The sequence below is a fragment of the Arenibacter flavimaris genome (assembly GCF_030291335.1).
GTDB lineage: Bacteria > Bacteroidota > Bacteroidia > Flavobacteriales > Flavobacteriaceae > Arenibacter.
Map to the genome: position 1 here is coordinate 65,984 of NZ_JASWIM010000007.1, position 19,654 is coordinate 85,637.

Annotated in this window: 18 protein-coding genes; 5 read left to right on the top strand and 13 right to left on the bottom strand. The window is 38.5% G+C overall.

Annotation, left to right across the window (positions count from 1 at the left end):
* Positions 1–34: 34 nt before the first annotated feature.
* The 5 genes from QSE00_RS08135 to QSE00_RS08155 all read left to right on the top strand — a co-directional run bounded on the left by QSE00_RS08135 (position 35) and on the right by QSE00_RS08155 (position 3,785).
* Complete coding sequence (locus QSE00_RS08135) at positions 35–376, top strand: DUF2853 family protein (RefSeq protein WP_031444095.1); 342 nt, start codon at positions 35–37, stop codon at positions 374–376.
* An 87-nt stretch (positions 377–463) separates the two neighbouring features.
* On the top strand, positions 464–1,294 hold the full coding sequence (locus tag QSE00_RS08140; RefSeq protein WP_110355356.1) for a CvfB family protein: 831 nt from the start codon (positions 464–466) through the stop codon (positions 1,292–1,294).
* A gap of 180 nt (positions 1,295–1,474) precedes the next feature.
* Positions 1,475–2,086, top strand: coding sequence for an SPOR domain-containing protein (locus QSE00_RS08145; protein WP_110355355.1), 612 nt, complete (start codon positions 1,475–1,477; stop codon positions 2,084–2,086).
* A gap of 1 nt (position 2,087) precedes the next feature.
* The gene (gene menA / locus QSE00_RS08150; RefSeq protein ID WP_286105569.1) at positions 2,088–2,996 is read left to right on the top strand and encodes a 1,4-dihydroxy-2-naphthoate octaprenyltransferase; all 909 of its coding nucleotides are present in this window, start codon (positions 2,088–2,090) and stop codon (positions 2,994–2,996) included.
* Positions 2,997–3,029: 33 nt separating this feature from the next.
* Positions 3,030–3,785, top strand: a complete 756-nt coding sequence (locus QSE00_RS08155; protein ID WP_110355353.1) for a LytR/AlgR family response regulator transcription factor — start codon at positions 3,030–3,032, stop codon at positions 3,783–3,785.
* 211 nt (positions 3,786–3,996) lie between these two features.
* On the opposite strand, the gene QSE00_RS08160 is transcribed toward QSE00_RS08155, so the two are convergent.
* From QSE00_RS08160 to QSE00_RS08220, 13 genes are all read right to left on the bottom strand, one after another.
* The gene (locus tag QSE00_RS08160; protein WP_286105571.1) at positions 3,997–4,638 is read right to left on the bottom strand and encodes a response regulator transcription factor; all 642 of its coding nucleotides are present in this window, start codon (positions 4,636–4,638) and stop codon (positions 3,997–3,999) included.
* 766 nt (positions 4,639–5,404) lie between these two features.
* On the bottom strand, positions 5,405–7,351 hold the full coding sequence (locus tag QSE00_RS08165) for a PorP/SprF family type IX secretion system membrane protein (RefSeq protein ID WP_286105572.1): 1,947 nt from the start codon (positions 7,349–7,351) through the stop codon (positions 5,405–5,407).
* A 260-nt stretch (positions 7,352–7,611) separates the two neighbouring features.
* The gene (locus QSE00_RS08170; RefSeq protein WP_286105573.1) at positions 7,612–8,892 is read right to left on the bottom strand and encodes a TolB-like translocation protein; all 1,281 of its coding nucleotides are present in this window, start codon (positions 8,890–8,892) and stop codon (positions 7,612–7,614) included.
* Between the two features lie 217 nt (positions 8,893–9,109).
* Positions 9,110–9,691: a superoxide dismutase family protein gene (locus QSE00_RS08175; protein WP_286105574.1), complete on the bottom strand. Its 582-nt coding sequence runs from the start codon at positions 9,689–9,691 to the stop codon at positions 9,110–9,112.
* A gap of 226 nt (positions 9,692–9,917) precedes the next feature.
* On the bottom strand, positions 9,918–10,559 hold the full coding sequence (locus tag QSE00_RS08180; protein ID WP_286105575.1) for a YceI family protein: 642 nt from the start codon (positions 10,557–10,559) through the stop codon (positions 9,918–9,920).
* A 123-nt stretch (positions 10,560–10,682) separates the two neighbouring features.
* Positions 10,683–11,900: a bifunctional alpha/beta hydrolase/OsmC family protein gene (locus tag QSE00_RS08185; RefSeq protein WP_286105576.1), complete on the bottom strand. Its 1,218-nt coding sequence runs from the start codon at positions 11,898–11,900 to the stop codon at positions 10,683–10,685.
* A gap of 4 nt (positions 11,901–11,904) precedes the next feature.
* Complete coding sequence (locus tag QSE00_RS08190; RefSeq protein ID WP_286105577.1) at positions 11,905–12,588, bottom strand: DUF2490 domain-containing protein; 684 nt, start codon at positions 12,586–12,588, stop codon at positions 11,905–11,907.
* A gap of 221 nt (positions 12,589–12,809) precedes the next feature.
* Positions 12,810–14,186 (bottom strand): amidohydrolase family protein, encoded by a 1,377-nt coding sequence (locus tag QSE00_RS08195; RefSeq protein WP_286105578.1) that lies wholly within the window; start codon positions 14,184–14,186, stop codon positions 12,810–12,812.
* 299 nt (positions 14,187–14,485) lie between these two features.
* Positions 14,486–15,220 (bottom strand): NYN domain-containing protein, encoded by a 735-nt coding sequence (locus QSE00_RS08200; protein ID WP_110355345.1) that lies wholly within the window; start codon positions 15,218–15,220, stop codon positions 14,486–14,488.
* A 42-nt stretch (positions 15,221–15,262) separates the two neighbouring features.
* On the bottom strand, positions 15,263–15,835 hold the full coding sequence (locus QSE00_RS08205; RefSeq protein WP_286105579.1) for a YdeI/OmpD-associated family protein: 573 nt from the start codon (positions 15,833–15,835) through the stop codon (positions 15,263–15,265).
* 3 nt (positions 15,836–15,838) lie between these two features.
* Complete coding sequence (locus QSE00_RS08210; protein ID WP_286105580.1) at positions 15,839–17,461, bottom strand: M1 family metallopeptidase; 1,623 nt, start codon at positions 17,459–17,461, stop codon at positions 15,839–15,841.
* Entirely contained in the window at positions 17,458–18,246 is a 789-nt protein-coding gene (locus QSE00_RS08215; protein WP_110355342.1) for a dienelactone hydrolase family protein, read from the bottom strand. Before QSE00_RS08215 ends, QSE00_RS08210 begins: the two co-directional genes overlap by 4 nt.
* Positions 18,247–18,270: 24 nt before the next feature.
* Positions 18,271–19,602, bottom strand: coding sequence for a M28 family metallopeptidase (locus QSE00_RS08220; protein ID WP_286105581.1), 1,332 nt, complete (start codon positions 19,600–19,602; stop codon positions 18,271–18,273).
* Between the last annotated feature and the right edge of the window lie 52 nt (positions 19,603–19,654).

Genomic DNA, 19,654 nt, shown 5'->3' on the forward strand with positions numbered 1-19,654 from the left:
GATATTAATCTAATCATTAAGAATATTTAATATTATGAGCAAAAGAGATGAATTGATCGAAAAATATGCGGCAGACATCAAGGACAAATTTGGTGAAACACCTAATATGGATTTACTGACGAAGGTGACGATAGGATTAGGACCTTCCATATATAACATGGATGCATCAAAAGTGTCCGGGTCGGATGATAAAGAATTGCAAACGGTTAAAAATAATTTCCTGATTAAAAAACTTGGACTAAAAGATAGCCCTCAATTAATGGATGCCATCAAATCTGTGACAGATAAATACGGTAGTTCCGTGAAGAGTAAGCATAGGGCAGTAGTTTATTACATGTTGGCCAAGCACTTTAAAAAGGAGTCCGTCTATAAATAATGGTACCCGCTGTATATAATATTTGAGCCGCCTTTAAAAAGAGCGGCTTTTTTTTATTGAGATTTATTTTAAACGTATTTTTGCCGAATGATAGCACTTGGGAAATATAATAATTTAGAAATACTTAGGGATACCACAGTGGGTCTCTTTTTGGGCGATGACGAGGGTAATGATGTTCTATTGCCCAATAAATATGTTCCAGAGGAATTTGAGATCGGAGACCGCATTGAAGTATTTTGTTATCTAGACCACGAAGAACGAATTGTGGCTACCACATTGGTTCCTTATGTGACGGTTGATCAGTTTCAACTATTACAGGTTGCCGAAGTAAACGAATACGGTGCATTTATGGACTGGGGGTTGGAAAAACATTTGTTGGTGCCATTTAGAGAACAGCGCAATAAAATGCAGGAAGGCCAATGGTACGTTGTTTACTGCTATTTGGATGAAAAAACAGATAGATTGGTAGCTTCCAACAAACTGGATAAATTTTTATCCAATGACGACTTAACAGTGAATGCATTGGACGAGGTAGATCTGGTAGTTACAAGGCTGACCGATTTGGGCTGGGAAGTAATCATCAACCATAAGCACAAAGGATTGGTCTACTCCAATGAAATTTTCAAAAAAGTGGCCGTCGGGGACAAGATAAAGGGGTATGTTAAAAATATTAGACCGGACAACAAAATTGATGTCAGCCTGCAGCCTATAGGTTATAAAAGTTTAGAGCCGGCAGCCAACCTAATCTATGACAAACTTGTCTCCAATGGTGGGGTATTAAATTTACACGACAAGTCGGACCCGGAGGATATCAAAAGAATTTTGCAGATGAGCAAGAAGACTTTTAAAAAGGGGATAGGGGCTTTGTACAAGGAAAGAAAGATAGAGATTAAGCCAGATAGTATAAACTTGCTATAAGCAACTAGCTTTAAATAGCAATCTTTAATTAAATGGTGTCCAATTATTTATGGATTTTCGTTTTAATTATTTGTCGTTTTGCAACAAAAACCATTACTTTTACAACAACCAAGTTTAAAAAGTTATATAGTCGATTTATTTTTACTAATTTTAGAACTCATCCCCTAAACAATTTATACTATGCCATTCATTGAGGAAAGTGATTTATTGGAATTGCATAAAGACATAGACAAGGCCCAAATTATTAATGAGCGTCTGTTGGATCAGATAAAATACAAGAACAAGGAATTAAAGCGCAGTAAGATACAACGAAATCTATTCGGTAGTATTACCGTGCTTTTTTTAATTGGTACTCTGGCCATTTTCTCGTACAATGCCGGATTTATTAGGTCCTCCAATTATGAAAGTAGAAATAATATGGGGAATAACCTTTTGGTGTCCATAGATAGTTTGGAGGTCATAAAAGCAAGAATAGACAATCTTAAGGAGCAGAACGAAGAACTTAGTTTGGTGAAGGAGTTTTATTTAGCCAAAAAGTTTTTGGATAAAGAAAAAATTTATTCCGTACAGGTTAAATCCTTTGTGGACAACAACATAACCCTTGCGTCCGAATCACTTAACAATACAATATTTGTTAAAACCAATCCCTTCTATTCTTACTCCCTTGGAAATTTCGAAACTTTGGAAGAAGCCAGGTCATTCAGGTTCCAATTGGTAAAAATGGGTTTTGAGGATGCATTCGTTGCCTCTTACAAAGAAGGAAAGCGTTTAGAAATAGAAGACCCATATTAAATTGCCAAAAATAAGAGCATGGATAGGTGCGGCCCGATTGAGGACACTTCCTCTTTCGTTGTCAGGAATTATTGTAGGCACGGCACTTGCAAGTATGTACAGCCAATTTAGTTGGGATATTTTTGTCTTGGCTTTATTAACCACTGTCGGATTCCAGATTACTTCAAATTTTGCCAATGATTATGGCGATGGCGTTAAAGGTACCGATAATGAAAACAGAGTAGGGCCCAAGCGTGCACTTCAAAGCGGACAATTGTCCCGGAACGAGCTTAAAATGGGTATTATTATATCTATTATTATATGTGCCCTTTTAACGATAGCCCTTTTATATGTTGCATTTGGTACTAAATACCTACTTTTCACGGTAATTTTTGGAGCTTTAGGTGTATTTAGTATATGGGCCGCCATAAAATACACAGTTGGATCATCGGCCTATGGATATAAGGGACTGGGGGATGTTTTCGTATTTCTTTTTTTTGGTCTACTAGGGGTTATGGGTTCAATGTTTCTTTACACCAAAACTCTTTATGCCATGTCCATTTTTCCGGCAGTAGCTATAGGCCTATTGAGTACGGGAGTCCTTAATCTTAACAATTTAAGGGACTATGAGTCGGATAAGAATTCCAATAAAAACACAATAGTCGTGAAAATGGGTATTAAAAATGGCAAGATATACCATGTTTTCCTAATCGTATTCAGTTTTATAAGCATCTTGGCCTTTACCATAATTCATTACGAGAATTGGAAAAATGCCATCCATTTATTAGCTTTTGTACCTATATTTATGCATCTTAACAAAATGTGGAAACTTAAGAATACGGTTCTACTGGATCCCGAATTAAAAAAGCTGGCATTGAGCACTTTTTTATTGTCGATTCTGTTTTATTTTAGTTTTAATAATTTTTCGTAATTTTGAGATAATAACCAATCAAAAAAATGCACTTTGGAACAACCAATTAGAATTCTTATTGTAGAGGACAACGTAATAATTGCAGATGATATGCAATCTATGTTGGAAGAGATTGGATACGAAATCGTGGACAATGTAATTGTTTACGAACAGGCTGTTGAAGTCTTAAAAAATAAGGAAGTTGACCTGGTTTTAATCGACATTATCTTGGCGTCCGATAAAACAGGAATTGATTTGGGCAAGCATATCAGGGAGAACTACAATATCCCCTTTATATTTGTTACTTCAAATTCCGATAGGGCCACTGTTGAAAATGCAAAGACTGTGAAACCCAATGGCTATTTGGTTAAGCCATTTGAGCAGCAGGATTTATATACTTCCATCGAAATTGCGCTCTCCAACTTTACTTCGGTCAAGAACAATGGGGCATCGGAAAATCAGGAAGAAGAAGATGATAAACTTATGTCCAATAAGGTATTAAAGGATTCCATCTTCGTTAAAAAACAACATTTGTACTATCGAATCCAATTTGGGGATATACAATTTATTAAAGCAGATAATGTTTATTTAGAAGTAAATACTGTAGATAAAAAGTTTTTGGTTAGATCCCCGCTGAAGGATTACTTGGAGAAACTACCACAGCAAAAATTCTATAGGGCACATAAATCCTATATTGTCAACGTAGACCATATTGATGCCATCAACTCCAAGGATATATTGATTAACAATACCCTGATACCTATTTCCAAGGAATTCAAAGAGTTTATTATCTCAGCAATGAATTCGTAATAAATATTCTTCTAAAAGAGTATAAAGGTGCCTAAGGGCATCTTTTTTTAATTATAGGGCTTTGATCTAAATGGGCCTATACTTTCCTTGTGGTTCAACTAGCTACACCACTGCCAAAGATAGTCTACGGGATACTTCAATAAACCAGGCAAATGTTAAGAACAACCTCTATAATTAAGAGTAACTATTTAATCATTCCAATTATTTCCCTTTAGATCAGTTGCGCAGAATTTTCCATTTCCCTCAATTTGGACAAGGCCTCGGATTTTGAATTTACATTTAATTTTACATAAATATTCTGAATATGAAAATTAACGGTGCTCGGCGTAACATATAAATTCTCCGCAATAGTCTTATAGGTAGCTCCCTGACATAAATAGTCAATAATCTGATTTTCCCTTTCGGAAAATGATGCCTGGGTTTTTCTTTGAAACATAGATATTATTTTCTTGGCAATATCGTTGCTCATGGTAGCACCTTCATACTTTATTGCATTAAGGGCATGGTACAGATTATCTATGCCAACAGGTTTGGATAGATAACCGTTCGCCATATTTTTAAAAGCTCTTTTTACGATCTCAAAATCATTTTGATCACTTATCATAATAATTTTTACTTCAGGATCTTTTTTCCGAAAATGTCCAATACCTTCAATACCGCAACCATCGGGCATAGCCACTTCCGAAGCAATAATATCGGGCAGAACATTGTCGTAATCCAATAACGCTTCCTTTACCGAAACATATATTCCAGCAAGGGTATATTCCTTATAAGTTTTAAAGTAGTATTTGTAGGCATCATGTAAAGACAGATCATCATCTATAACGATAATTTTTAGGAGATTGGATTTCATATTAAAGGAGGTTTGGGGAATTTTTTTATTTTAATGTTAGTAAACTACCTCGAGGCAAGCCCGCGAGGCATTCGTAGGAGACGAACTTTAATTTTCGAGGCAAGCCTCGGGGTATTATACCCTTTGGCGGTGCCAATAAAATTCTAGCGCAATACTTGAATTCAATATTAAAAGAAACTCTTGGTGCCCATTAGGGATACGCTATTATTCCTTTCTTTACTTAATGGGGTAGATTGAATTTTCATGTTTTGGTGATTTGGGGTGTTACTATTATTTCTATTTGTATTCGTATTTGGTAGCAAAAAACACACTGATAAATTTCGTATTAAGACCGTAGGTAAATCGCATACAATTGTGGTTTGTCTTGAACTATCAAATTTTAAAGCCTAAAGTTATGTTAATAAAAGTTAAATATAAGTATAAAAATTAGAACCTGCATAAATAGTCGATGTATTTTCCTACAAAATTAATTTATAAGGTTAATTATGAATTATTCATAAAAATTAGCCAATTTAAATGTATTATTACAACTTCAATTGCTTGCCACTTGGAAGCAAACCAATAGGATAAGTAGGTCATATTGAAGGACATAGGAACACGAAAGTTATCCAAATAGCCGAGCCATGACAAGGGTAGGGAGGGAGTACATTTAAAAACAAATAGTGGTCAAAAATTCTTCCAGAATTTGCAAACCTTTGTTTGTATGAACAATACTAACAATACAGCCCTTCCTATTGGATATTTACAATACAGAGCGTTCGGCCGGCTATTCCCCGTCTTCGAATAAAGTCTCGGCCGTTGCCGTGTTATTATTGACTTTCATAATCCACTTTTCACTGAAATACTTACCATCCAAGTCTGTGGTATAGGCCATTTCCGCCTCGTTCTTCAGGTTGTAATCTGCCAAATACACATAGTATAGACCATTTTCCTTATTAAAAAAATGTTTGGCGTCAATTCCCTTGTGTTTAAGGTCGCTTATAAAGGAATCCACGTTTTCCTTATTCTTGTAAACGTTGGCTATCAAATAATAACCTGTCTTTACACCAGCTATGCCAGATTGCTGCTCCATCCTTATAGGCAACTTGGTGTAATCTTTTTTCTCCGCATTATTAATTTTATATATCGTTTTTTCTTGGATATCGGCTACAGCGGTTTCGTATTCTTCACTATTTAATTTCTGAAGGTCGGTTTTCATGTTCTGCCTTATTTCGTCTTTCAGTATACGTACCAACATATCGAACCTTTTATCAATCTCCCTTTTGTTGGCAGATTCCAACGAGTCTTGTCGTAATATAAGTCCGTCCAATATTAACCGATTTTCATAGGCAAGGGTGTTTTGACAGGCATCATTTTTCTCTGTTTTATCAACATTATCGGCATTGGCGGTATTAACAGTAAGGTTTATTACATGATCTTTGGAGTCGTCATTATTTGCATATTGCTTTTTAAGCAGCTCTTTTAAAAGCAAGTGATTCTGGTACGCCAATGTGCTTTGACATTCGCAATTACTAGCGCTACCACTGTCATTGCCGGAGCCTAATCTTAACATTTGATTCCCAGAACCCTCGTTAACGGTATAATCATCTTCTGTCGTTTCTGAATATGGTCGATCACTTAATTTTATGTCCTGATCCCTTCTCCGTATTTCAGCTTTCAGTTTTTTAATCTCTTTTTGGTAATTTTTTACAACGGGGTCCGATTTTCTTTTTTTGGATGAGGTTGGTTTTCTATAGGTTGAATTTACTATAGGCCTTCTAGTTTCGGGGAAATCATTTTTAAATGTGTAGGCCAAGGATAATTCGTGGTTCCAACCAAGGCTGGCCCCATATTTTAAAAAATTCTTTTCAAATACGTATCCCAAGGTCATCTTTTTACCAAGATTAAATCCCAATCCCACGGACAGGCCGTACCTATCATCCAGGGTCGACTGGACCCAGCCATAATCCGGCAAGTCCAACAATACCGATCCCGCTATAGAAAAATTCTCTTCTTCATCCCTATGGACCTGTACCAAAGGCATAATTCTGCCATTGGTAAACAATCCCCTTCTAGCGTCAAGTTCATGCGTATATTGCACCGATGCCTTCAGGGCATTTTCGCTAAAATCGGTGATAACGCTATTGGTCGTTTGATTATAACTGATAAGGTCTTGGGCATATAGTCCAAAATCCAACTGCCCCATGGAAAGTACCACCCCTGGCTGTAGGGCCAACCGCGTCTCGTTTCTGGCATCCAATATTTCCGGGTCGTTTTCCGAAGCAATAATCCTATTTTTATCGATCCCTGCATTGAGATAAGTGACATTGGTTCCGAAACTCAACTTACTGTTCCGTCCCAATTGTACCGCAGTGGCATAATTGGCGTTTAACCCAAATTCCTGCATAACCCCCGAACGATTGGTATAGACACCTAGACCCATGGCGGTATTATCGTTCAATTTGTTGCCAAAACCCAGAAAATAATTTTGATTATTGTCATTAAAGGTGGCGTACTGATTTTGGTGTAGAATATTAACGTAGGATTTGTTCTCCCTTACCAATGAAAAGGCAGGATTTATTAAAAACCTGTTGTAGACCAATTGATTGTGGTAGGAGGTAGAGGAATTAAAATCGGAATTGGCCTCTTGACAAAATGCAGTAGCATTGCAGAGTGCAATGCAAAATAATATTAGGAGTAATACCTTCTTAAAAATGGCAACTCTGCAGTTCATCCAAGGGGGAAAATTTGTGTTATTCAGATCATAATTTATTTCTTATAATCATATAGTGCGTGTCTCTCGCTTAACTTGGATCATTCAATTCCTATTGACCTCCAACCTGGTCTGGGCTTTAAAAAGTTAGATTGAAATGGTCCAAAAAAATATAGAGGACCAAATTACAATATTGTAAGTAAATTCTTACTGTTAATTTATCATAGTATTACTGCTTTTTAAATTATCCATTACTATAGCTATTTTTATATGGGAAAGACTTACTCCTCAAAAACAGTATTTGAATAATTAATTTGGGCCTTGTCATCAATACTTTCCAAGATATTGAATTGCCTTTTTTCCAATAGCCTGTCCTTTTTTTCTTTGGAATAGGTAAATGCCACCCTCTGAGGGGTACTTTTACTTTTACCTCTATTGGACATAACGTACCCCATTCCGTTGCTACCAGTTAGTAAAATTGAAAAGTCATCCTCAACACTATTAATATCGGTTCCCAAGTTAACGGAAGTCCCCACTTTCCTTTGATCAACCTGAACCATATACACATCCAATCCACCAAATCCTTTTCTTCCTTCCGATGCAAAGACCAAGGAAGACCCTCCCAATATTTTTGGATAAAGATCGTTGTCGTCCGTGTTCACTTTTTTGCCCAAATTCTTAGCTACACTAAAGGAACCGTCATTTTGTATGTCTGCCACGTAAATGTCATATTTACCAAAAGTACCGGGCATATTGGAGGCAAAAAACAATCTTTTCCCGTCTGGTGAAACAGTTGGATGGATGGCCGAATAATGCTTGGGTGCCAAGGCAACTTCTTTTATATTTTGCCATTTCCCGTCCACTTTATTCGCTTTGAATATTCTGTGTACCAATTCTTTTTTTGAAAAGACCCCATACAACGGCTTTGTATATACAGCCTTGCTGAAATATGCCGTATTGCCATCTTCGGTGACTGCAACGGGCGCATTATAGGCAAATTTAAATTTTTCCTGATCCCCCATATCGGATATCAACTCATTTTTTAAACCTAGATCTTCCATAGTCAATTCCCTGGACACCACAGTTTCTTGAGGATGTTGAAAATTGAAATCCCTATATTTACTTACTTTTTCAGGTTTGGAATTATTTTCAACGAGGGTGCCGTTTATTTTATAGTCCCCTTTAATTTGGGCCAGCCAATCCTTATCTTCAGAGGTACTTTCCACCACTGTTGACCTAATTTTCTTTAGTGCAAATAGATATCGTTCATAGTAACCAGGCCTTGCAGTGGAACTTGTATTGGTATCAATTAACTTTTTGTACCAAAATATGGCTTCCTCGTAATTTTCAGCCAAAAAATTGGCATTGCCCAGATCCTCGAATATTTCGTTTTCCTTGTATCCCAGTTTTAGAAGTTGCAGATATTTGCCTGCTCTTTGGCTGTTTTCGTACTCGTTGGACTTACTGTTGGTGGAAACCTTGGATTCTTGGGCGGACAACGAACAGAAGAATAACGTAATAATGCAGCCGATTATCCCTTTATAGCTATTGGGTAGGTTCATATTATTAGATATTGGGGTGTTAAACTAAACAAAGGTCTATCATTTTGTAGGAATTATTATTAGTAAAATTTCATAGGTTTTTGTTTTATTTTTATTTTTTCATCACCCTATAGGAATTTGGATGTTTGGCTTGCCCCTGTATACCGATCTTCAGTGTTGTTTTTATAAGAAAAAAAAAGCTGCCCAAAAATGGCAGCTTTTTTTTTTTCGTGTCTCACTATTCAATTATTCCACCGCAACTTATCCTTCCCCCGGCGTCGCCTGTGGGTTGGGTAACAAAATCGTCCGCTCCTTGGTGTACTATCACAGCTTTACCCATTAGGTTTTTGGTATCGTCCGAGCAGCCCAAACACCATTCATCTGTAGAAAACTCAATAGTTGCATTGCCTTGCGCATCTGCCGTAAAGTTTCCAATATCTCCCCTGTGATAGCCTTTTGTGGAACCCCATTCGCCATGAGGAGAAAAGGTTGGGTTCCAATGCCCCCCCGTTGATTTTCCGTCAGCCGAAGAACAGTCCGCCTTTTCATGGATATGTACAGCGTGCTCCCCAGGGCTTAGTCCGGACAAGCTAGCTTTCATGCTTACGGTTCCATTTTCTTCCGTAAAGCTTACCTCGCCTTTAACATTACTATCACTTTTTGGCTCCAAGGGAAATTTTAAGGTTTTAACCTCATTGTTTATTTCCTCGGCCATAGCTTCCACAGCTTCCATAGTGCCTTTGGTATCCTTCTTTGCTTCCTTACAACTATAGGAACCCAGGAAAAGCAACACCACTGATAATATTTGAATATTTCTCATCTTTTATTTTTTTTAGGTTCTCTTAAAATTACCAATTTTGTGAAATGATGTCAAGCCTAAAAGGGATACGCGTTATTTTATAATGTAATAGCGTCAATAACAGCTTCAGATAAATTAAAAAGTCCCTGTATTTGAATGTGTCAAATACAGGGACTTTCTACCAAATCCTTCTAATTTCAGGGAAAGGGGATCATTTGGACAATATTCCTTTCTGATAATTTAAAAACTATTTTTTTTGCATAAGGACATCGGCATGTACGGCCACTTCACTCCAAGTCTTACTTACCCCATCCTTACCTGTATGCAAAGCTTCACAAGCTTTGTTTATGGATGCCACCGCATTCAAGGCGTCCCAATTCTCCAAATCCATTACACCACTAAAGGAATGGCTGTTGTCTCCTGAAATTTCATGTTTCAAAGGAATATTGGCCGTTTTTCCGTTTAGGGTAACATCTATGGAACAGGTATCTTCCCCTGTAACTTTAAAGACCCCTGAAATAAGCTCTGTGTTATCCATAACACCAAAAAAGAATTCCAATATTTTTGGATCCCTGGTTCCCGTGGCGTCATTCGTAAACAAACTGCTTACGGGAATACTAAAGGTAGTACCGTTCAGGGCTTCCATTGCTGTACTGCCTTCCTTGGTATTTGTAATATTAATTTTGGTAAACTTGCCACCAACCGGCAATTTTTCGGTGGTCTTATAAGCCGTAAAGCCCACTTTGGTAGAATCTTTTACCAAGCTAAATTTTTCGGAAGAGGCGGTATCCTGTTCCATGGCACCACCATCTTGACCTTTTTTGGCATCCTTACAGCTTATCCCCGTAATCAAAAGTAAACCTAAGCATGCAAAAGCGATTTTTTTCATGATATTTTATTTGAAATATTAGCTATAAAGTTAAGCATAAAAAAAATTGTCCAACAATTCTTTAAAATGAAATAATCATAAATTATTAAAGCCCTGCTATCTTATAAGGGTATATGGACAATTCTACCTGTTAATCAATGTGGTATTGATTTTTATTTCACTTTCCAAGGTTCTGTGAACCGGGCATTTATCTGCAATCTCCATAATTCGGGCAATTTGTTTTTCATCCAAACTACCTGTAAGTTTGATAGCTCTTTGAAATGTATCTATTTTTGCCACGCTTGAATCACAGTTCTGACAATCTGCTGCGTGTAATTTTTGATAGGAGGTATGTACTTCCACATTTTCCAAAGGCCATTTTTTTCTTTTGGCATACATCTGTATGGTCATTACCGTACAGGCCGACAGCCCGGCGGACACCAATTCATAGGGAGAGGGGCCAAAATTATTGCCCCCATATGAAACAGGCTCATCAGCGATGATATAATGGCTGCCAACTTTCATTTGGGTAGTAAATCCATCATCACTATCCAAACTGGCCACCACTTCTTTTTCCGTTTCCAAGGCTTTGGCCTCGGGCATCTCCAAATACCTTTTGGACCATTTTCCAATGATTTCCCCAGTATAGGTTGCATCTTTTGGGTTACCGAGCAAATGATCGGCCCCATCCAAGGAAACAAAGCTTTTCGGATGGCGAACGGCAACGTAAATCTCCTCTGCATTTTTTATCTCAACAACATTGTCCTGGGGCGAATGAAGAACCAAAATGGACTTTCTATTGTTCTTTAAAGTATTCTGGAAGGATTGTGATTTTAAATCTTCCAAAAACTGTTTTTTGATGGTAAAGCTTCTTCCTCCAATATTTACTTCGGCAGCTCCTTGATCCTTAATGGTTTCAATATCATTTTTAAAGATATGTTTTACATGTAAAGGATTGGATGGCGCTCCAATAGTTGCAATAGCTCGTATGGAAGATATTCTTTGCGCAGCAAGAATAACTGCAGCTCCCCCCAAGGAATGCCCAACAATCAAGGTCGGGGCCTTATAGTGCTCTTCCAAATATTTGGCCGCTTCCAATAAATCTTCCACATTCCCAGAAAAATTGGAATCTGAAAATTCCCCCTCGCTTTCCCCTAGACCCGTAAAATCGAACCGCAAGACCCCAAAACCATGAGAAGTCAGGGCCCTACTTATATTCCTTATGGCAGTAAAATTTTTATTACAGGTAAAACAATGGGCAAATAGCACAAAATTATGTGGATGTTGATTGGCAGGTAGGGATAAACGCCCAAACAGGGTTTCTCCCCGTACATTTTTGAAACTTACTTTTTGTTGGTTCATAACACTATTTTTTCTTCAATACACCCCTTAAGTCGGGATTATAGGTAATACCTATCTGGAGACGATCATAATGTGCCTCTGAAAAATGATTTTTTAGGTAGCCTATCTGAAGGCTCAAATTTTCCGTCACATTTACTCCAAGAGCAGCGTATAGTCGGTTTTGACCAAATATATCATCTTGAAGGTTCAGGAAGATCTCATCGTAGAAATTAAGGAAAAAAGTATTGGTCAAGGGTAATGTCATTTGCAAACGATACCGCATCCTATGCTGTACATCGGTCCGATCCCCAAAATCCAAAAAACGTTGTTCCAAAGTATACCTATGTTCAAAGTTAAATTCCCAAACCTTATTTTTTAGGAAAAATCGTTCAAAAATACGGTGCTCCTTAGAATTTGTTTCTTCTGGGAATTCCTCAAAACTACCGTCCGTGACAATATATCCATACCCAAGAGTGGTCCATGTATTGGCATCAATATGATAGTTTATACCTGTTCTTAATAGTAATTGATTAAAATTTTTGGCCTGTTCGTAATAGCGGAGTTGCGCTTCCGTGTGGATACTTAATTTGTTGCTAATCTTATTGGTGCCAAAATACATATGCCAAGATCCCAATTTGTTTTCCCCATTTTCCTGTGCTTTAATTGTAAACGTTGAGATAAGCAATAGCAAGCCTAAAATTTTCTTCATAATGTTAAAATGTTTCCGTCTGTGATTTATTTAATAATTATTTCCGCTATAGAGAGGAATTTACTCCATCCCCGACCCAAAAATACAGTTTCCGTGGAAATGCTTATTTCTTGGGTTTCCCATGAATAACGTTCTATATATACTTGATTCCAGGCTCCTCGTATCCTTCCAAATCATGAATGAATTTAGATAGTAAAGGTCTTCTTAAGGAATAAAGGATATTAATTGTTTTTGGCATTACTGGCTATTTGCCCTAACTGCTCCGCTATTGAATCCTGGGACAGCCATTTTCCCCTTACCATTACGCCATTAATATCTTTTAGCGCCGAAATATCCAATAATGGATTGGAGCCCAATAACACCAAATCTGCATCCAGACCTTCCCTTATACTTCCAAAGGTGTCCTCCATACCAAAGAAAATAGCTGGGTTAATGGTCCCAGATTGCAAAATTTCCAAAGGCGTTAATCCCGCTTCCTTCATTCCTTCAACCTCATGATGAATGGAAAAGCCCGGCACATTGAACAATTGGGGAGCATCCGAGCCCAATAACATACCGTGCCCATTCTCCTGTAATTTTCGTATCAATTCTCTTCTTATGGCTGTAAACTTACTCCATTGTTCTTCGTTAAAACCGGTTTCAGGTTTCGTGGATTCATCCTTTCTTCTCTTCCAATTCTCCAAAGTGGAAACGGGCATATATTTCATTTCCGGTTGCTTCAACAATTCGTCAGAGCTTACCGGGGCAAACCACCGCTCAAACAAACTCTGTGTAGGTACGACCCATACCTGGTTCTTTTTGGACAGCGCCACCAATTCATCAATTTTAGAAGTATCTGCCAATGTGGTAAAGGAGTAACCGAAAAACCCATTGGCAGTAGGATCAACAGCTTCAGATTGCGGTACAAGTCCTTCCAAATATCCATCAACATGGTCTATGGTAGCGTATTTACTTTCCAAGGCATGACGAATCCCAACCATCACCGGTACATGGCCAGCAAAGGGGATATTAAGTTCATTGGCGGTTTCCACCATTTGATCAAAAACCTCCAGCTCTATTCCTGGGTGTATTTTTAAAAAATCGTAACCTTCATCCTTATAGGCAGTAACCATTTGCACGGCCTCCTCTTTGGTGGTTACGGAATTGCCATTGAACGAAGGACTGGAAGTAAAAATACGAGGGCTCAAAACTTCCCCATTTAAAGCCTTTTCCCTTAATACCAGATGGGTAGGATGACCCAACATTCCCCTAATCGTGGTAATGCCATTGGAAAGATATAGAAACAATGTCTCCTCTATACGGGTATCGCTTGTAGGAGGCTGGGGAATATGTGCGTGCATTTCTGCAAGTCCCGGGATAAGGTACTTGCCCTTGGCTTCAATAATATTTGGATATTCCCCAACATTCCCTACCGACTCCAAAATTTTTTTTATTTTCCCGGAGTCGATTACTACCTGTCTATTTTTTAGAATATCACCATTACTGACATCAACGATATTGACATCTGTTATCAATACGGCCGTGGGACTAATGCTTATCTTTTTTGGGGAACAGGAAAGAAAAGTTACAATACAAATGAGTAAACTAATTTTTTTCATGTTGGTATAGGTTTTAAGTTAACAAGCAATGCCATTATTGGTGGCAGGGGGAATTAACCAATATGGACAACCTGAATTGTCCTGAATTATTTAATAGTGAAACTCAATTTTGAGAAGTCCGTAAGACGTACTTAAAATTGCAAGTGGAACTAATCCCGCCTTTTTCGGCGGGATCTAGGTTCAATACCTCGACCCTAGGGTCGATTCCTATTATTGGGTTCAGGGACTGCCTTTGTCGGCAGACAGGCCTGCCCTGAGGTTTAATACCATTTATTTCAACCTAGTTCAAAAAAAAGGTCCTACCTGTTTCTAACGTAAATTAATTTAAACCGTCCCTTTACATTTTCGCGTTGGTCTATTTCAAAGTTCTTAATGGATTTGATCAATGGTGTCAGTTTTTGAAAACCATAGTTACGTGAATCGAAATTGGGCTGCTTCTTCTGAAGAAGGCTACCCACATCGCCCAAGAAGGCCCATCCATCCTCATCGGCAAGATCGGAAATAGTGGAGGCTATAAGCTTAATTTCCTTTTGGGTAATCTTGTCCACGTTGTCCTTCTTATCCCTCTTGCTATCTGATGTTCCGGAGGAACTTTCCTCTGATTGGTTTTTAAGAATTTCAATATAAATAAATTTATCACAAGCAACAATAAATGGGTTGGGGGTCTTCTTTTCCCCTATGCCAATTACATTCATACCGGCCTCCCTTAGCCTTGTTGCCAAACGGGTAAAATCGCTATCACTGGAAACAATACAAAAACCACCAACCTTATTGGAATACAAGATATCCATGGCATCGATGATCATTGCGGAATCGGTAGCATTTTTACCAGTGGTATAAGCATACTGCTGAATTGGCGTTATGGCGTTTTCCAATAACAAATTCTTCCATTTGGATAGTTTGGGATTGGTCCAGTCGCCATAAATTCTTTTTATGGTAGGGTTGCCGTATTTGGCAATTTCCTCCATCATCTCCTTTACATAGGCAGAGGGAATGTTGTCACCGTCTATTAATACTGCTAGATTTATGTCCATTTTATAAAATTATTGGATTTAAATTTTTACGGAGCTAACCATTTATTGGTCGCGCCCCTTTTTATTCTCTTTGCAAAGCGATATAATTATCCCTATCCGCTTTTGTCTTGTTTCATGCCGTTTGGCTTGGTTGAGCCAATAAAGATAGCTTTTTCTGTAACTGGGGGCAAAACCTTGAAAATTGACATAAGCCTTTGGCTCCGCATCGAATGCAACTTGTAAGTCTTCAGGGATAACACCGTTTTCAACATCGTCCAAAGCATTCCAGGAACCATCCAATTTTGCTACCTTAATCTTCTCCAGTCCGCTCGGGTGCATTTCCCCCCTTGTTTTGAGTTCTATAATATATGTTTTGTTCAATTTACTCCAAACACTTTTGGGCTTTCTGGGACAAAAATATTGTTGCCGTTTTCCATCCCCAAGACTTTTAACGGTACTGTCTATCCAACCGAAGCACAGAGCAACCTTTACGGCATCTTCCCAACGCATGCTATCCCTTTCGTGGGCCACTTTATAGAAAATAAGATGTACACCAGTACTACTTTGGTGATTGGTTTCCAACCAAGCCCGCCATTCCACATCCGTCTTAAAATAAAATTGTCTTACTACTTTCAAGAATTAAATTTTCTTATAGTCAACATAAAAGTTATTATCCACATCAACCGATAGTATATCTTTTTTAAAAGATTTTGACTGCCAACCAGAGGTGGGATAAACCCAGTCTTGGGTGCCATTTATACTGATTTTTACCGGCATCTCAAAACCCTTTATAATATTGGTATACCTATATCGCAGTTTTTTGCCCTTCACTTGGTATTCTAGGATAGGAATTTTAACAGTGCGTAAATATTGGTCAAAAAAGCGGGAAAGATCTATGCCGGAACTACTACTGATATAATCCTCTATCTGTTTTGTAGTAACTGTCCGATGATAGAACTCCTTATTGAGACCCCGTAAAATAGTCCGCCATTTTTCATCATCGTCCACCAACTGCCTTATGGTATGAAGTACATTGGCTCCCTTGGAGTACATATCCCCGGAACCCTTTTGATTTACATTATAGGTTCCAATGATGGGCACGTCGTTTTGAATACTGCTACGGGTACCGAGAACGTAATCGGAAGAAGCTTTTTTCCCGAAGTGGTAATCCACATACAAATTTTCGGAATAGGCGGTAAAGCCTTCATGGACCCACATATCGGCAATATCCTTATAGGTAATATTATTGGCAAACCATTCATGGCCCGATTCGTGGATAAGGATAAAATCAAATTTTAATCCCCACCCTGATTTTGAAAGATCCTTGCCCAAATAACCGTTACCATATTTATTCCCATAGGTAACAGAACTTTGATGTTCCATCCCTAGGTAAGGTACTTCCACCAATTTATAACCGTCTTCATAAAAAGGGTAGGGGCCAAACCAATATTCAAAAGCCTCCATCATCATTGGCGCCTGCTTAAACTGTTCTTTTGCCTTTTCCTCATTATCCCGTAACACATAATAGTCCATCGTCAGTGGTCCATTTTCCCCATTGTAGGTTTCTCCAAAATGAACATAATCGCCCAAATTGATATTTACCCCGTAATTGTTGATAGGATTGGACACGTACCAATGATAGGTTTTACTATCCTTTTTTTCTACCACTTTTAGAAGCCTACCATTGGAAACATCCATCAAATCTTTTGGAGTTGTAATATTGATGGCCATGCTATCTACCTCGTCGTACATGTGGTCTTTATTTGGCCACCAGATACTGGCACCCAAACCTTGGCAGGAAGTAGCTACAAAGTGTTTTCCATTGTTATCCTTTTTCCATGAAAAACCTCCGTCCCATGGGGCTCGGACCGCTTCTTTTGGATGGCCGGAGTAATAGACCTTAATTTCATTTATCTCCCCTTTCAATTGTGGCTTCTTAAGCGTTACAAAATGGGCATTCCCATTGGATTCCCACTCCAAATTTTCCCCTTCCTGAGTGATCTTTTCGATAATTAAAGGCGGTTGTAGATCTACCTGAAGCCGCTGCCTTTCCTCCAAAACCTTATAACGAATTATATTGCTACCAGAGATGAATTTTTCATCCGGCTTCACCTCAACGCTCAAATTATAGAAATTTAGGTCCCACCAGGAGCGCTCCGGGGTTATACTGCCTCTTAGGGAATCCTGTTCTGTATAATTTTGTTGTTGTGCATAGGAGGATAGCCCAATGGCCAACATCAATGTAGCGGTGATTTTTTTCATTTTAAAAGAGTTATTAATTTATTCCATGACTTTTCATAAGCCATATTGTTTGGTCCATAAGTTTCTTCGGCACCTCTACTCATAAAGGCATGCCCCACACTTTCATAGATCTCAAAAGTATAAGGTTTACCATATTCCTTCATTGTTTTTTCAGTGTCCGGTATCGTCCCAATTACCCTATTATCGGCGGCACCATAAAAACCGAACACTGGGGACTGAATATTTTTTAAGCTTGTTAAATCCTTTGGGGCCGTACCGTAATAAACTATTGTACTTTCCAGATCTGGGTTTTGTGTTGCATAACCAAAACTCTGGGACCCGCCCCAACCCAATCCAACAACGGAAATTTTCCCATTGAACAAAGGGTTGTTTTTCACAAAATCATATACTAAATCCAAGTCTTTAGTCACCTGCAAGTCGTCCAAGGCATAAATGGCTTCCCTGACTTTTTCGGAATTTTCAAAATCGGTCGTTTTTTCAATACCTTCAACCATATTGGATATCAGATCTGGGGCTATGACCAAAAATCCTTGACCAGCTATCATTACTGAAAAGTCTTTTATAAATTGGTTTAATCCTAAATTATCATGTATTAATATTACTGCTTTGACAGCTTCACCACTTTCGGGGTAAACAACCAAAGCTTTTACTTCGCTTCCGTTATCCCTTTTAAAATCTACCCATTCCGCAGGTCGGGGAATTTCAGCAGCCTGCATTAATTCCTGAGCCTTTAAATTCCCGCTAAAGCCCAACAATAGGACAAGTAATTGCAAAATTAATTTCATAAATTTAGTTATAACCTACCTATGTTACTTTAAAATTGCATTGGGAAAAGCCACCACACTTTCAAAACCATCCTTCCCGATAGCGGACACCCCAAATAAAAAATTGTCCAATACAACGCCTTCCAAAGTATATCCCGAAACATCTCCTACCAACCTGCTATGGTCCCAAGTGGGGGAGGTAGTATCCCTCCAATAGATTTTATATCCGTTTGCACCGGGTACCTTGCTCCACTCCAACTTTGCCGAGGGTTCTACAATACCTCCAATGCCAACCTCTTTGGGAGCAGGAGGTGCCCAGGCCAAAGAAGCCAAATTAATCGCATTCACCGCCGTTAGTTTCTTGGCATATTCAAAGTTCACATGCTCCAATACATCTCCATAGGCAATTCCATTTTCTACCCTGATATCCTGATGCTGTTGGGTATAATTTTCGTGTGCTTCCATTATCCTTATTCCTGCATAACCGGCATCATTGAATGGGCGGTGATGCCCGCCACGTCCAAATCTATCCAATCTATAGATCAGCATAGGGTTCATTTCCGGCATATAGGTTTTTACGTTCTTGTGAACGTAGCGGGCCAACTGCCTTGATATACCATCTACTTCACCCCCATAAAAACGGCGCATATTCCTTTCCCTTTCCGTCTCGGTCGGGGGCACAGGTTCAGAAAAAATCCTAAAATCGGTATTGCTAATAATTCCATCCCCGCCCTTTATATTACCTATCATATCGTTATTGAATATCCCTATAATATCCCAACCCTTGGCTTTGGCCATTCTTACCAGGCCCTGGCCTCCAAAAAGACCTTGTTCCTCTCCTGAAAGTCCCAGATATATAATACTATTTTCAAATTTATAATTGGATAGGACCCTAGCGGCCTCTAAGGTCCCTGCCATCCCACTGGCATTGTCATTGGCACCGGGTGAATCTGAAATATAATTATTGGCATCGCTTACGCGGGAGTCTATATCCCCACTCATAATTATATAGCGGTTTGGGTATTTGCCCCCCCTTTGAACGGCCATAACATTTACCACCCACACATCCCGAGGTATTCTGTTACTTTCTTCCTTTTTTACCAAGTCCCTTTGAAAACTTACCTCAAGACAATTGTTGCAATTGTCGGAAATTCTGTCGAACTCACTTTTGATCCATCGTCTTGCTGCACCAATTCCCCTGGTATTGGAAAGAGTATCGCTCAAGGTATGCCTTGTACCAAAGTTGACCAAGGTAATGACGTCCTTTTTAATTCTCTCGGCCGAAACCTCGTTTATTATATCATAAATACGCTGATCTGTTTGCCCCATGAGGCAGAAAGAAAATAGAAATATACAACCAATAGTTAATTTGTGCATTCGTCCTGGATTTGGCTTGGTAATTTACGCTTATCCGTAAAAACAGCTTCTT

Coding starts and splice junctions, on each gene's coding strand:
- QSE00_RS08185 (WP_286105576.1), bottom strand. CDS start 11,900: ATGAACCAACAAAAAGTAAGTTTCAAAAATGTACGGGGAGAAACCCTG.
- QSE00_RS08175 (WP_286105574.1), bottom strand. CDS start 9,691: ATGAGAAATATTCAAATATTATCAGTGGTGTTGCTTTTCCTGGGTTCC.
- QSE00_RS08140 (WP_110355356.1), top strand. CDS start 464: ATGATAGCACTTGGGAAATATAATAATTTAGAAATACTTAGGGATACC.
- QSE00_RS08170 (WP_286105573.1), bottom strand. CDS start 8,892: ATGAACCTACCCAATAGCTATAAAGGGATAATCGGCTGCATTATTACG.
- QSE00_RS08215 (WP_110355342.1), bottom strand. CDS start 18,246: ATGAAATTAATTTTGCAATTACTTGTCCTATTGTTGGGCTTTAGCGGG.
- QSE00_RS08145 (WP_110355355.1), top strand. CDS start 1,475: ATGCCATTCATTGAGGAAAGTGATTTATTGGAATTGCATAAAGACATA.
- QSE00_RS08190 (WP_286105577.1), bottom strand. CDS start 12,588: ATGAAGAAAATTTTAGGCTTGCTATTGCTTATCTCAACGTTTACAATT.
- QSE00_RS08180 (WP_286105575.1), bottom strand. CDS start 10,559: ATGAAAAAAATCGCTTTTGCATGCTTAGGTTTACTTTTGATTACGGGG.
- QSE00_RS08160 (WP_286105571.1), bottom strand. CDS start 4,638: ATGAAATCCAATCTCCTAAAAATTATCGTTATAGATGATGATCTGTCT.
- QSE00_RS08200 (WP_110355345.1), bottom strand. CDS start 15,220: ATGGACATAAATCTAGCAGTATTAATAGACGGTGACAACATTCCCTCT.
- QSE00_RS08165 (WP_286105572.1), bottom strand. CDS start 7,351: ATGAACTGCAGAGTTGCCATTTTTAAGAAGGTATTACTCCTAATATTA.
- QSE00_RS08210 (WP_286105580.1), bottom strand. CDS start 17,461: ATGAAAAAAATCACCGCTACATTGATGTTGGCCATTGGGCTATCCTCC.
- QSE00_RS08195 (WP_286105578.1), bottom strand. CDS start 14,186: ATGAAAAAAATTAGTTTACTCATTTGTATTGTAACTTTTCTTTCCTGT.
- QSE00_RS08220 (WP_286105581.1), bottom strand. CDS start 19,602: ATGCACAAATTAACTATTGGTTGTATATTTCTATTTTCTTTCTGCCTC.
- QSE00_RS08135 (WP_031444095.1), top strand. CDS start 35: ATGAGCAAAAGAGATGAATTGATCGAAAAATATGCGGCAGACATCAAG.